The sequence below is a fragment of the Gordonia sp. ALPHA1B1 genome, assembly GCF_005502615.1.
In the GTDB taxonomy this organism is placed as follows: domain Bacteria; phylum Actinomycetota; class Actinomycetes; order Mycobacteriales; family Mycobacteriaceae; genus Gordonia; species Gordonia hongkongensis.
Map to the genome: position 1 here is coordinate 98792 of NZ_SCOC01000012.1, position 13739 is coordinate 112530.

11 protein-coding genes and 1 riboswitch are annotated in these 13739 nt (G+C 67.2%); of the genes, 5 read left to right on the forward strand and 6 right to left on the reverse strand.

The features are described 5' to 3' along the window. Positions 1-120: 120 nt before the first annotated feature. Entirely contained in the window at positions 121-1788 is a 1668-nt protein-coding gene (locus FFS52_RS10590; protein WP_137809657.1) for an RNA-binding domain-containing protein, read from the forward strand. A 542-nt stretch (positions 1789-2330) separates the two neighbouring features. Here the strand turns inward: FFS52_RS10590 and FFS52_RS23675 are convergent. Further along, positions 2331-2495, reverse strand: coding sequence for a hypothetical protein (locus FFS52_RS23675; RefSeq protein ID WP_171011605.1), 165 nt, complete (start codon positions 2493-2495; stop codon positions 2331-2333). A 638-nt stretch (positions 2496-3133) separates the two neighbouring features. Here FFS52_RS23675 and FFS52_RS10600 point away from each other — a divergent pair. Continuing rightward, a complete protein-coding gene (locus FFS52_RS10600) occupies positions 3134-4972 on the forward strand; it encodes an HNH endonuclease signature motif containing protein (RefSeq protein ID WP_137809659.1) in 1839 nt (612 codons plus the stop codon). Here the strand turns inward: FFS52_RS10600 and FFS52_RS10605 are convergent. The 3 genes from FFS52_RS10605 to FFS52_RS10615 are packed head-to-tail and all read right to left on the reverse strand — an operon-like array spanning position 4969 to position 10018. Then, the gene (locus tag FFS52_RS10605) at positions 4969-7569 is read right to left on the reverse strand and encodes a serine/threonine-protein kinase (protein WP_137809697.1); all 2601 of its coding nucleotides are present in this window, start codon (positions 7567-7569) and stop codon (positions 4969-4971) included. The genes FFS52_RS10600 and FFS52_RS10605 overlap by 4 nt on opposite strands. Before the next feature lie 5 nt (positions 7570-7574). Next, positions 7575-8570 carry a glutamate ABC transporter substrate-binding protein gene (locus FFS52_RS10610; protein ID WP_078113226.1) on the reverse strand — a complete coding sequence of 332 codons (996 nt, stop codon included), beginning with the start codon at positions 8568-8570 and terminating at the stop codon, positions 7575-7577. After that, positions 8567-10018 (reverse strand): hypothetical protein, encoded by a 1452-nt coding sequence (locus tag FFS52_RS10615; RefSeq protein ID WP_058249606.1) that lies wholly within the window; start codon positions 10016-10018, stop codon positions 8567-8569. Before FFS52_RS10615 ends, FFS52_RS10610 begins: the two co-directional genes overlap by 4 nt. A 349-nt stretch (positions 10019-10367) precedes the next feature. On the opposite strand from FFS52_RS10615, the gene FFS52_RS10620 reads away from it, so the two are divergent. Beyond that, the gene (locus FFS52_RS10620) at positions 10368-10850 is read left to right on the forward strand and encodes an NUDIX hydrolase (protein WP_058249916.1); all 483 of its coding nucleotides are present in this window, start codon (positions 10368-10370) and stop codon (positions 10848-10850) included. A gap of 4 nt (positions 10851-10854) precedes the next feature. Here the strand turns inward: FFS52_RS10620 and FFS52_RS10625 are convergent, their stop codons facing one another. Next, positions 10855-11238 (reverse strand): hypothetical protein, encoded by a 384-nt coding sequence (locus FFS52_RS10625; RefSeq protein ID WP_137809660.1) that lies wholly within the window; start codon positions 11236-11238, stop codon positions 10855-10857. 316 nt (positions 11239-11554) lie between these two features. Further along, positions 11555-12265, reverse strand: a complete 711-nt coding sequence (thiE, locus tag FFS52_RS10630) for a thiamine phosphate synthase (protein WP_137809661.1) — start codon at positions 12263-12265, stop codon at positions 11555-11557. 48 nt (positions 12266-12313) lie between these two features. After that, positions 12314-12423: riboswitch (TPP riboswitch) on the forward strand. Between thiE and thiO the strand changes: the two genes are divergently transcribed. Both thiO and thiS read left to right on the forward strand, forming a co-directional pair. Beyond that, a complete protein-coding gene (thiO, locus tag FFS52_RS10635; protein ID WP_137809662.1) occupies positions 12420-13484 on the forward strand; it encodes a glycine oxidase ThiO in 1065 nt (354 codons plus the stop codon). Its footprint overlaps the riboswitch before it by 4 nt. Next, complete coding sequence (gene thiS, locus FFS52_RS10640; protein ID WP_137809663.1) at positions 13481-13693, forward strand: sulfur carrier protein ThiS; 213 nt, start codon at positions 13481-13483, stop codon at positions 13691-13693. The genes thiO and thiS overlap by 4 nt, the downstream gene beginning before the upstream one ends. Positions 13694-13739: the final 46 nt, after the last annotated feature.

A 13739-nucleotide genomic window follows, 5' to 3' on the forward strand; every position in this document is an offset into this window, starting at 1 on the left:
CGTGAGTGCCAGTGAGTGGGGGTGGTCGGCATCGTTCGCCGCCTACTCGGCCGTTCCCATTTACAACCCTGCTCGCTGCGGCGACGACGTCATGAGTCGGGAGCGAAGTAGTATTCGGGGATGACTAACCAGCCACCCGACGACTATCTCACGTCCCTCCTTGGCCGCCTATTGGTCGGCTGGGAGAACGAAGTAGTTGAGTTCAAGGAGGCCGGTGATGGATTCTCCACTAGCAAGATCGGGGAGTACTTCTCTGCTCTTTCTAACGAAGCCAACCTGCGGGGAGAGGCAGCAGGATGGTTGGTATTCGGCGTAAGTAACCGCACGCGTGAGGTGGTTGGCACCGTCTATAGGCCAGAACGTGATCGGCTACAGAGCTTGAAGATGCAGATCGCAAACGGCACTGAACCTAGCTCAACGTTCCGCGAGATCCACGAACTAGACCATCCCTCAGGGCGCGTGCTGCTCATGGAGATACCAGCTGCGCCTCGTGGTATTCCTATCGCTTGGAACGGCCACTACTATGCGCGAGCTGGCGAGAGTCTGACGTCACTTGCACTGGATAAGCTAGACGAGATTCGCGGACAGACTCTCGAGGACTGGTCTGCTGTAGTAGTGCCGGACGCGACGCTCGCCGATCTCGATCCCGCCGCCCTGAGTAGGGCGCGCGAGGCTATCGAGAAGAAATTCACTAATCGATCCCGAGGCGTCGATGTCACTGACTGGCCCATCGAAACGCTCTTAGACAGAGCGCGACTCACCATCAACGGGCAGATGACGCGTGCCGCACTACTCCTCCTGGGGACCTCCGAGTCCGCGTGGCGACTATCGCCAAATCCGGCACAGATGACTTGGAACCTCATTGGCCAGGAGAGTGCCTATGAGCATTTCAGTCCTCCCTTCTTGCTGAACACCACTGAGCTGTTCCAGCGAATTCGAAACATTCGAATACGGTTGCTGCCCGAGGATCAGCTTCTACCCGAGGAGGTTTCAAAATATGACCAGCAATCCGTCTTGGAGGCTCTCCACAACTGCATTGCACATCAAGACTATTCGCGAAACTCTCGCATTCTTGTAACCGAATATCCCGATCGGTTGCTGTTTCAGAACGCTGGGTCCTTCTTCGAGGGCCACCCCGACGACTACGTCCAGAGCACTCGCGTGCCGCTCGGGTATCGCAATCCGTTCTTAGTGCAGGCAATGGTGGAGCTCAATATGATAGACACCATGGGTTATGGCATCCGGCGCATGAACAACAGCCAGGCGAAACGCTATCTCCCATTACCTGATTACGATCTCTCTCAACCCAGTACGGTGAAGCTCGTGATTCACGGCGGCGTGGTTGACACTGCCTACACGCGACTTCTCCTCATGCATACGGACCTGCCATTTACTGATATTCTTGCACTTGACAGAGTCCAGAAGAAGCTGTCCCTACCTGACGATGCAGTCCGTCGATTACGTCAGGCAAAGTTGATCGAGGGCCGTCGCCCGAATTTGCATGTGGCCGCAAACGTCGCGGCGGCTACAGCGAGCAAAGTGGAGTACATCCGGACGAGGGCGCAGGACGACGAACACTACGCCAAGATGATCACGGACTACCTAACGAAGTTCACTAGCGCTACGCGGAAAGACATCGATTCTTTGATCAAGGACAAGCTCAGCGAGGCCTTGGATGACCGTCAGAAAGCGACCAAGATCTCCAATCTACTCACCAAGATGAAGCGCAACGGGCAGATCCGAAACGCAGGCACGAGGAGCCATCCACGGTGGGAGTTGGGACGGTAGACGGCATCTGCAACGCACCGCGCGGTTAAAGTGTGATTTGGGACACCGGGTCAGACGTACCCGCTGGTCAGGGGCTATTTTTTCACTCGACACGAAGCGTAGGTTGCCGAAAGAATGCAGAAACGGGGTAGCGGGTAGCGACTGAGGACTCCCCCACGTCAAGAGCCGTTGGGTGTGCCGACTACCAGTACCTTCTGATAGGAGGCTGCAGCAGGCAAGGCAGCCGCGTTCACTACGTAACCAATCGCGGACGATCACGTCCACGTGCCTCCCTCTAGCGACAGTCGCCAACGCGGCCGTTGAGTGCCTGATAGTCACAGGGAATCTACCCCTTCGTGCGATCGTGAGCCGCTCCGTGTACGGGCATCCAGAGCCTCGGGCGGCTCGTTCTTCGGTCATCGGTTCATCGCCGGGTCGGTGGCATGCCGGGTCCGCTGGGCATCGGTCCGCCTCTGTTGACGCGAAGCTCAGACGTGCGAGTAGTTGTGCGAATAGCGACCGCTGGGCGGGGACGCCCGAGATCAACGGGTGGATGACCATGGTCACCCGCCCGAGATCAACGGGTGGATGACCATGGTCACGGTGTCGCCGAAGAACGCCCCGTCGATCTCTTCGCGATGTAACGGGCGAGCGCTGCCGATCATCTCGGGCACTGCCGGATCGGTGTCGGCGACAGCCTCGTCGGAGGCCTGGGTCAGACCGGCCAACTGCGAGGGGCCACGACGACCTCGTCGGTCGCCGGGGTCACCAGTGCGTTCTCGGTGTCCTCGGTGTACCAACCGGCCGGGTCGGCTATCAGGACCAGGAACCGGATTTGGTGGTCTCTGTGCTGACGACGATCGCGGCCCTAGAGCTACCGACCTCCCGCCGACGACGGCATCGATGAGCGTGCCGTAATACTCATGACCGAAGGTGGTTTCGAGGGCGGTGTCAGTATTGGCATGGTGTTTGTCCTATGAACGAGACAGCCATCAGCGGTGATGACGCAAGTTTGTTGGTTTGCGGGTGGTCGCCGATCACGGATTCGGAATAATGGTGCAGCACAGCAGATTTACGTGGACCATGGACGCCTCAGGCGTCGACATTGCGTCCGAAACTCATCAGATACTCGAAGGTTGACATGAAAGCTCGGAAGGGAGGACGAGCGTCGGGGAAGCGCGGCGGGCCGCTGAGCTCGGGCAGCGATCGGACAAGTGCCAGGATGGTTCGAGACGAAGTGTCGTGCCCCTACCACGCGCCACCGACAGGATGCGCTCTGCGACTTGACCACGAAAAGCATTGCGCACCAGAGGCATAGCAGCTACACTCGAACATGTATTCGCGCAAATGTCTCCGGGGGGTGACCATGTCTGACGAATCCGCTACGCCGCAACCGCGCGCCGTCGAGCTGGTGGCCGAGCTGCACGCGACCCTCGACAAACTGCAGACCGTCGACTTGTCCCCATGCACCGACGAAGAGCTGATGGAAGTCGCCGCCGCGACCGAATGCGCCATCGCTCGAACCACTTACGCCGGCGACCGACAGATCGCTGAGGTCGAGGCTCGCGATCTACCCCGCAAGACCGGCTGCCGCACTCTCATGCAGTTCATGACCCACCGGCTGCGGATCTCCAACCCGCTGCGTCGACGCAAGCAGCTGAACGCCACCGCCGCGCTGACTTGCCTCAACGGCGACCGTCTCGAACCTGAACACCCCACGCTGGCAGAGGCTTTCGCCAAGGGTGCCGTGGGAACCGGGCACGTCCAGGCCGCCATCGACGTCCTCGACCAGATCCCGCATGCTGTCGAACACGACATCAAGGTCGCCGCCGAGCGACAGATGGCCGAGATCGCCGAAGCTCACACGCCTGCCGAGATCACCCAGCTCGGCTCGCGGCTGCTTGCCCACCTCGATCCCGACGGAACCCTGGCCGACGACACCGACCAGAAAAGGCGCCGCGGCCTGTGGATCGGCCGGCAACGAGCCGATGGCACCGCCAAGATATCGGGCACCCTGACACCCGCACTCGCCGCCCGACTGACCATGATGTTCGCGGTGTGGGGCAAACCCGGACTCAACAACCCCGATGACCCCGCCTCACCCCAAGGCCCGGCCGGCACCGCCGACCCCGACGCCCTGACCGCCGCAGCCGACCGCGACGGCCGCACCCTCGCCCAGACCAATCACGACGCACTCGACGCCGCATTCGCCGCCGGATTCGCCGACGGAACACTCGGCACCTCGCACCGCGGCCTGCCCGTGCAACTGATCATCAAAGCCGACCTCGGGGACCTGATCCGCGAAGCCGGACTGGCGACCACCGCCACGGGAACCCTGCTGCCCATCCGGGACTTGATCGCGATGGCCGGTGACGTCCAACCGTGGTTGGCGATCTTCAAAGACGCCACCACTGTGCCGCTGCACTTCGGACGGGGCAAACGTCTGGCCACCCGCGAACAGCGCCTCGTCTCTTTCGCCCGTCCCGACGGGGAAGTGTGTTCGGCACCCGGGTGCGATCAGCCCGCCACCCACGTCGAGCTTCATCACGCCGAACGAGACTGGGCCAAGGGCGGTCTCACCGACATTGACGACCTCGCCCCCGCGTGTCCGCGCCACAACCGGATGGTCGGTGACCAGCCCGGCCAGTACACCACGCACATCGAGCGCTCTGGACCTGATGAAGGCCGCTGCGTCTGGCGATTGAACGCCGAACCCGGCGCCCCACCCAATCCCGGTCGCCTGAACCGCCGACCCGACATACCGCGGCGGTTCACGACACACCTGAACACCGTGCGCGACGAGATTCACGGGCCACCACCCCGAGGGTTTCGCGGGCTCGGTCGCCGGACCCTTCGTGACGCGCCCTCCGCAAGCTCCGGGCGCTCCTCAGGGAGCAGGGGTGACGCGCTCTCCGCAAGCTCCGGGCGCTCCTCAGGGAGCAGGGGTGACGCGCCCTCCGCAAGCTCCGGGCGCTCCTCAGGGAACCGGGCTGACGCGCCTTCCGCAAGCTCCGCAGGGAGCAGGGGGCCCGACGATCGAGCGCGCCGCTCATGGCTGAAAACCAGCCACGTCATCGACGTCCGACCGCCACTGCGCGTGCGTCGCAGCACCCGTCCGTCACCGGTCGAGGCCCACCTCGCGGAGCTCCTGGGCGAAGACCCGCTCGTGCGCAACGCAGCAGGGACGTTCTTCGGACAGCCCTAGAACAACGTATTCGGCCGGACGTAGTTGGCGAGGTCGACGAGCATGAACCGGTGGTCCCGGTTGGTGCGGGTCAGGCGGGCCAGCTGGCGCAGCGAACGTTCGGTGCCGGTGCGAATGCCGTACTCGGTGAACGGGAAGCCGAGCAGCGTCGAGGGCTCGTTGTCCTGCTTGGCATCGTCGGGATTGTCGTGGATCCAGCCCAGTGCGGTGCCCAGCACGATGAGCAGCATCCGGGCCTTGCGCGGTTCGGTGTCCGGGATCTGCTCGAGACGTCGTGCGGCCTCGACGATCTGCTCGCGGGTCACCTGCGAGGTGGGTCGCCCGTGCACGAGCGCGATGATCGCCGTCGCACGCGCCGTGTTGAAGTGGCGACTCGTCGCCGGCACCTCGTCGAGCGGCTGGATCGCGGCGTCGATGTCGCCCGCCGCCACGGCGAGCCGGGCCAGACCGAACGCGGCGGTCACGATGCTGTGATCGGTCAACCACAGATCGTGATAATGGTGCTGCGCTACGTCATACAGTTTGGCGATCTTCTCCGCGGACTTCGCGGGGCCCTTCTCGTCGGCGAGCCAGCGGCCGATGAGTTCGGCCGTCCCGGCGACGGCGAGCTTGGGCGCGACCTCGCCCGGCATCGCGCCGAGGACCTCGTCGAAGCGTTCATAGGCCAGTTCGGGTTCGTCGTTCATCAACGCGCAGATGCCCATGTACCACTCGACCCGCCACGAATCGCCGTGGTGGGCGCGGACTTCCTGGAGAAGGGCGAGCGCGGTGTCGACGTCGTCGAGCTGCAGATGCGCGCGGGCCTCGGCGAGGTCGATCTCTCGCGACGGGTGGGCGTTCTTGACCGGCCGGCCGCCGAAGAGTGAGGCGAAACCCTCTGCCCGGGCGGTGTTGATGGAATCCAGGGTCTGTCGCGGGTCCGACAGCGCCGCCGAGGTGAGCAGACTCGCCGCCGGGTCGAGGGGGTTGACCAGCGGGACGGGCAGAGCGTTGGCGATGTCGACCGGATCGTAGAACGCCGCCTGATCGGGGTCGAAGAAGCCGTCGACCGGCGCGAGCATCAGGTCGGTGCCGAACGTCGAGCGCTGCGGCGTGAAGACCGTGGACAGCGCGGGCCGCGGGACCCCCGTGTGCACGGCGACCGTCTCGCGCAACACGTTCAGCACCTGGGTGCTCATCTCCTCCGCGGAGACAAACCGATCGGCCGGGTCGGGGGCGGTGGCGCGTTGCAGGAGGCGGTAGTACGACGGATTGTTGCGGAAGACAGGCGTTTTTGACGCGGCGGGCAGACCGTCGACGTAGCGTCCGTTCCGCATCTCCATCGGCACGGTCAGGACCGCGAGAGTGCGCCCGATGCTGTAGATGTCGGTCGCGATCTGCGGTCCGGTCTTCACGATCTCCGGTGCCTGGAACCCGGGCGTGCCGTAGAGGTGCCCGTAGCCGTTGATAGGCGAGACGGCGCCGAGGTCGATCAGCTTCACCTCGTCGCTGCCGACCATGATGTTCTCGGGTTTGACGTCGTTGTAGACCAGGCCGACCGAGTGCAGATAGCCCACGGCGAGAAGCACTTCCAAAATGTAGGCCAGGCCCTGCTCCACCGACAGCAGGGAGTTGTCCGGATCGCCCGCGGTGATCTGTTTGAGCGTCTGGCCGCCGATGTACTCCATCACGATGTAACCGAAGCGGTCATCGTCGTCGACGTGCTCGACGAAATTGTAGATCTTGACGATCCCGGGATGGTTGACCGAGGCCAGGAACTGCCGTTCCGCGACCGCGACGCGCTGCGCCTCCGAATCCGAGGAATTCAGCAGGCCTTTGAGGACGACGGGCCGGTCGCTCACGTTGCGGTCGATGGCCAGGTAGATCCAACCGAGGCCGCCGTGGGCGATGGCGCCGGCGATCTCGTACTGGTCGGCGACCAATGTTCCGGGAGCCAGTCCCGGGACGAAGGAGTACCGGGCGCCGCAGTTGCCGCAGTCGCCGGTCGGGGGACCGGCGCCCTCGCCCTCGGCTCGACCGACGGGTTTGCCGCAGCGCCAGCAGAACCGCTTGCTGTCGGCGATCACCGGGTCGTCGATGACGGCGTCCTCGGGCTCGATGTCGGTGATCTTCGGCATCTCGACCAGGCCGCTGCCGAGCCGTCGCTCGTGCACCGGCGGCCGACGCCGCGGAACCAGACGCCGACCGAGCGGACCGGAGTCGGGTTCCGGAAGGGGCACGGCGGGAGGTTGCCGTTCGACGCGGTCGGTCCGGTCGTCGGGGTCGACCCCCACGGTGAACACCGGTGCGACGGCCTGGGTTCCGACATCCGGGTCGGTGCGTCGGCCGGGCCGGGGGTCGGTGGTGTCGTCCATGTCGTCGGGGCCCTCGGTCAGCGCCGCCAGGTCGGCCCGCTGGGTGCCGACGTCGACCACCTTCGCGGTCGTCTCCGCGTCCTCACCACCGGGACGGCCACCGCCCGGGCCGGGACCGTCGAGGTCGGCGTCGTCGTCGCCGAGCAGGGCGTCGAGCGAGACCCGCTGGGTGCCGAGGTCGTCGCCCCGTTCGCCGTGGGGGACGTCGTCTGTGTCGTGATCGTTCCGGGCCGCGTCGTCCATGGGCATCAGTCCCGGTAATACGGCTGGGGAGCGCCGTACCCACTGTCGAGGATGGACAGCCACCGGTCCCGGATCTCCTGCCAGCGGCCGGTCACCCGGATGCGCTCGAGCACGCCGTTGACGAACCGGATCATGTCGTCCTGGCCCTTGGGAATCCCGACGCCGTAGAACTCCTCGCCGAGGCTGGGGCCGACGACCCGCAACCACGGATCCTGCGCGGCGAGACCGGCGAGGATCGCGTCGTCGGTGGTCGCCGCGTCGATCTGACCCTGCTGCATCAGGACCAGACAATCGGCCCAGGTCGTCGTGCTGACGATCTTGGCTCGGGGCTGGATGGCCTGGATACGACCGATCGAGGTGGTCCCGCGCGCGGCGCAGACCCGCTTGTCGGCGAGCTGCGCCGGACCGGTCACGTTCGAGTTCCGGAACGACAGGATGCGCTGGGACGCGACGTAATAAGGAGCCGAGAAACTGATGTCGCGCAACCGGTCGCAGGTGATGCTCATCGTCTTGATCACCAGATCGACCGTCATGTCCCGCAGGGCGTCGATCCGCTGCGCCGAGCTCAGCACCTGGAACTCGACGCGGCGGTCGTCGCCGAAGATGGCGCCGGCGATCTCGTGCGCGATGTCGACGTCGAAGCCCTGGATGTCGCCGGTGATCGGATCGCGGAAGCTGAACAGGTTGGACCCGATGTCGAGCCCGACGATGAGCCGGCCCCGCTCGAGGATGCCGGCCATCGTCGAATTGATCGGCATCTGAGCAGGCGGCGGCATCTGGGCGGGCGGCCGCAGGGTCAGGGTCGCGTTGCAGGCCTCGGAACTCGGCGGCGGTTCGACGGGCACGTCGAACTGGACGCCGGGCAGCATCGGTTGCCCGGCGGTCGCCGTCGGTGGGGGTGAGTCGGGTGCGGGGAAACGCACGCAGCCGGTGGCGACGAGGCCGGTGAGCGCGAGCAGGACCACGACGGTCAGCAGGCGGCGAGGCGAGGGGACGGTCATCGGTACTCCCGGATGCGCGGGATGAGACCGCCCACGACCGCGACGCCGGCGAAGACGGTGAGCAGCAGGATGCCGGTGCCGGTGAACCCGAGGACCCGTTGCGCGGTGTTGATGTCGTCCCGGAAGGAGTTCCGGGCAGTCGTGATCGCATCGACCAGCGCGGTGTCCACCGCGGTGTAGGCGCGGGCCGAACTGTCCGGTCCGTCGCCGACGGTGTGCAGGCGCGCGAGACCGAAGTTGCCGGTCTGGATGTAGCGGCGGACCGCGGCGTCGGTGCGGCGCCACTCGGTCAGCGCCGCCGTGACCGTGTCCAGTTGTTCGCCGGTGACCGCGCTGTCGCCGTCTTCGGTGCCCTCGCGGACGTCGTCGACGATGTTGCCGATCTCGCTGGTCGCCGCGGAGAAGCTGCGCTCGAGACCGCCCTGATCACCGCGGCGGATGAGCGAGAGCGTCTCGGCCGACCGCGCCTGCTGGGTGAGGATCCGGGCGGCGGTCAGGTCGCGGAGCGGGTCGGCGCCCTCGGTGCGGGCATCGCTGGTGGCGGCCACCGACATCAGACCGGAGGCGAGCAACCACAGGGTCCCGACGCTGAGGGCGAAGATGGCCGCCACGATGCCGATGTTGAACCGCCGCCGGGTCCGCCGCGCCAGGTAGCGCGACGTCAGGACAAGCGCGGCGAGCAGGAACAGGAGCGGCGCATACACGGTCCAGGGTGGACGGGTGAGGGTCTGCTGGGGGTCGGCGATGGCCATCGATCGCCGTTCGTAGAGGCGCTGGGCGGCCGGGAGGATCTGGTCCTGCATCATCGACGACGCCTGGCCGAGATACGCCGATCCCACCGGGTTGCCGAGCCGGTTGTTCGTCCGCGCCGTCTCGATGAGTCCGCTGTAGACCGGGATCGAGGTGGACAGGGTCTCGAGATCGGCGCTGACCGCCTGCTCGGCCCGGTCCGACACCATGCCGGAACCGGGTTCGCTGGAGGTACCGGTGGCCAGGATCAGCGACGACGACGCCGTCGCCAGCGCGTCGGAGTAGCGCTGCCGCAGATCGGGGGTCTCCAGTCCGCCGGAGATGAAGGCCGCGTTCGCCGACGCATCGGCGATCGACAGCGAGCTGTAGAGAACCTGCGCGGCCTCGGCGAGCGGTTCGGTCCGATCGATGAGGCGCTGCAGGGTCTGGGTGCGGTCCTCCAGGACCGTCGAGGCGTACAGGCCGGTGCTCAGACAGCCGAGCGCCAGGATTCCGCAGATGATGATCAGCTTGCCGGGGGTCGTGACCGCGAAATGGCGCAGGGTCTGGAACGGGGACTGGGCGCGTTCCCGAGCGGTGGCGACGAGTTCGCGTCGGTCGGCGAGCACCTGGCGGATCGGGGGTGAGGCCTGTGCCGGACGGATCGTGCGACCGCCACGCGTCAGCGCCGTCCGCACGGAGGACGCGTCGCCGGTCACCTACCTGATCCCTTCTCAAACGCTGGATCGTCTCCGGTGCGGTCCTACGGTCACCGGTTCCCCGTTCCGGATTCGCGTGACCGGGCGATCAACGTCAGGGGTTGTGTCATCTGGGTCATCGTTCACCGGGTCGTGCGTGTTTCACCCTATGTCATCGTGCCGGGTTCCTCCCGAGTCGACCGGCGCCGCGCCGCCGACCTCGGCGGTTCGCGCGTGCCAGGTGCTCGTCGATGGCACCTCGTGGTTCCGAGCCGCGATGAGAGGGCTTCGGAGTCTCCCTGGCAGGTGTTGCGCATCTCACTTACGGTGGAGGCACCCGGTCGGGGCGACCGGGTTGCGAGGAGGCGTGGTGCGCGGCGACGGCGACGGCTGGGTGATCGATCCCGACGGTTCTCGATACTGGGGTATCCACGGCGCGGCAGGTCTGCTGCTGCGGGCGCCGCTGCCGGACGGATCGACCGGGGTGCTCCTCCAACACCGCGCCGCGTGGTCGCACCAGGGCGGCACGTGGGCGCTACCCGGCGGGGCCCGCGACTCGCATGAGGGTGCCATCGACACCGCGATCCGCGAGGCCGAGGAAGAAGCCGGGATCACCGCCGACGACCTGCGCGTCGTCGCCGCGGTCGTCACCCTCGAGGCGCCCGGCGGATGGACCTACACGACGGTCATCGCCGAGACGGACTCGCCGGTCCGCACGGTCGCCAACTTCGAATCCACGGAACTGCGATGGGTCGACGAGAAGCGCGTCGATCAACTCCCGCTGCATCCCGCGTTCGGACTCGCGTGGCCCGTTCTCCGCGAGCGGATCGCGATGTTGGATCCCCAGAGCTGAGCCCTCACACCCCGGCGCGGTCGGACTCGAGCAGTCGGTTCGCCCCGGCGACCAGCGCGTGGACGTTCGCCTCGTCGCTGCTCGCGCCCTCACCGACGGCCCAGGCCTGCCGGCCGTCGTGCTCGCACAGCAGGAACGTCGTGACCAGGCCGTCGACGACCCGCTGGTGCAGCCGGACGATCTGAACCGGGGCGCCGACGTCGTACAGGATCGAGGTCATCGCACCGACGGGGCCGGCGGCGACGGCGCTGCGGGACATGATGCGGTCGGCGATCGCGAGCGTCGCGCGGCACTCGACCAGGTCGCCCGAGCACGGGACGGCAGAGAAGGAGCCCAGCCGGATCGTGCCGCCACGGGAGTACTCGTCGGTGAATTGCTGCCAGGTCATCCCGGCGGCCTCCTCGTGCATCCCAAGGGGAAGCGGGCGGCCGAAACGTGCGGCGAAGTGGTCGCCGTCGTGCCGGTCGTCGCGCTCGGTCCACGAACAGGATCGACGAGGTAGATGAAGAGGGTGCATCTCGAAAACCGATTTCGGTCGAAGAACGGATGACCGACTGGAGAGCGCAACCGACCCGCAGCGGGGGGTCGGTCAGATTCAGACCCCGCTGCGGCGGGTTACGAGAACGCTCATGATGCACAACATGATCGGTCCACCATAGACCCGCGACACCGACCGGGCAAACGTGTTTCCGCGAGGCGAACCGCTAGAGCATCCCGGCGAGCTCGGTGGCTGCGGCGGTCGGGTCGGCGGCCGCGGTGATGGCCCGCACGACGACGATGCGCCGCGCCCCGAGCGCGGTGACCTCCCCGACGCGGCCGGCGTCGATACCGCCGATGGCGAACCACGGCTTGGCTGATTGTGTTGCGGCCGTTGAGGACACGAGGTCGAGGCCGGCTGCGGCGCGGCCCGGTTTGGTGGGGGTGGTCCAGCACGGACCGACGCAGAAGTAGTCGACGTCGTCGTCGGCGATCGCGGCGGCAGCCTGCTCGGGGTCGTGGGTCGAGGCGCCGATGACGACGTCCGGTCCGACGATCCGGCGGGCCGCCGACGGCGACAGGTCGCCCTGTCCGACGTGCAGGACATCGGCCCCGGAAAGCGCCGCGACGTCGGCGCGGTCGTTGACCGCCAGCAGGGCACCGTGCGCGTCGGCGACCGTCCGCATGCCCGCGAGGATCTCGAGTTCCTCGCCCGCCTCCAGGGTCCCGAACTCGCGCTCACCCGGCGAGTTCTTGTCGCGCAGCTGCACGATGTCGACGCCGCCCGCGAGCGCCGCGTCGACGAAGTCGAGCAGATCACCGCGTTCGCGCCGGGCGTCGGTGCACAGGTACAGGCGGGCCGTGGAGAGCCGCCGGCGACGGTCCGTCGCGGAGCCGGGGTCCGTCGACGCGGAGCTGGTGCGGTTCGGGGTCGTCACGCCGACCAGGCTAACCGGACCCCCGACGCCCCGGCGTAGGGTGGATCGCACGAACACACGGGAGTCCGGATCGGCCGGGCTGAGAGTGCGGACAGATTCCGCTGACCGTCGAACCTGATCCGGGTCATTCCGGCGAAGGGAGGTGATTCCCAGCGTGGACTCCCCACCGCAGCGCCCTGCCCACCGCGCCCTGACGGTCGTCGGGGGCGGTGTCATCGGGCTGACCTGTGCGCTCACCGCGGCCGACGCCGGATGGCGGGTTCGCGTCCTCGACGCCGGCACCGACGAGCGCGCGTCCTGGGTCGCCGGCGGCATGCTCGGTTCACTCGGCGAGGGTCATCCCGGCGAGGACGCGTCCCTGGCCCTCTCGGTCGAATCGGTCCGGCTGTGGCCGGCGCTCGTGAAGCGGCTCGACGACCCGGGTGTCGTCACCGCCACCGACTCGCTGTTCGTCGCGGCCTCGGCCACCGACATCGAGTACCTGCGGCATCTCGCCGATTTCGTCTGGGCCGGGCAGCCCGCCACCGATGCCGCGCTGCAGTCGGTGACCGGCCGCGACATCCGGACCCTGGAACCGTCGCTGAGCTCTCGACTGGTCGGTGGCTACCGCGCGGTCGGCGAGTGGTCCGTCGACAACCGGCGGCTGCTCGAGGCGTTGCGCGCCGCCGCGACGTCGGCGGGTGCCGAGTTGGTCTCCGCGCGCGTCGAATCCCTGGCCGATCTCGACGACCTCGGTTCCGACACCCAGATCCTGCTCGCCGCCGGACTCGGCACCGCGGCCCTCTGGCCGGACGTGGACCTGCATGCGGCGAAGGGGGAGATCCTCCGCCTGCGCCGCACGCGCTGGTCGGTGCCGCCGCCCGGCCACGTCGTCCGGGCACGCCTCCACGGGCGGGCCGTGTACCTGGTGCCGCGCGAGGACGGAGTCGTCGTCGGCGCCACCCAGTACGAGGCCGAGGGGACGGCCGACCGCGCGCCGCAAGCCGGTGGGGTCGCGGATCTGCTCGCCGACGCGATCGAGGTCTTCCCCGGGCTGCGGACCTACGAACTGACCGAAGCGGGGGCCGGTCTGCGGCCGTGCACCGCGGACGGATTGCCGATCGTCACCCGTGTGGACACACGAACGGTCGTGGCGACCGGGCACGGGCGCAACGGGATCGTCCTCGCCCCGGGCACCGCCGCCCGCGTGCTGTCGATTCTGGAAGGAGCAGAGGAATGAGCATCAGCGCGAACATCACCGTCAACGGCAAGAGCGTCGACGTCGGCGCCGACACGTCGGTGCGCGACGTCGTCATGGGGCTGGGGTTGCCGGACCGGGGGATCGCGGTCGCGGTGGACGGCGCGGTCGTCCCGCGCGGCCGCTGGGACCGGCACACCATGACCGACGGCGCCGTCGTCGAGATCGTCACGGCGGTGCAGGGTGGCTGACCTCGCCGATCTGAAGCCCGACGCCTCGCGGACCGAGCAGAAGTCC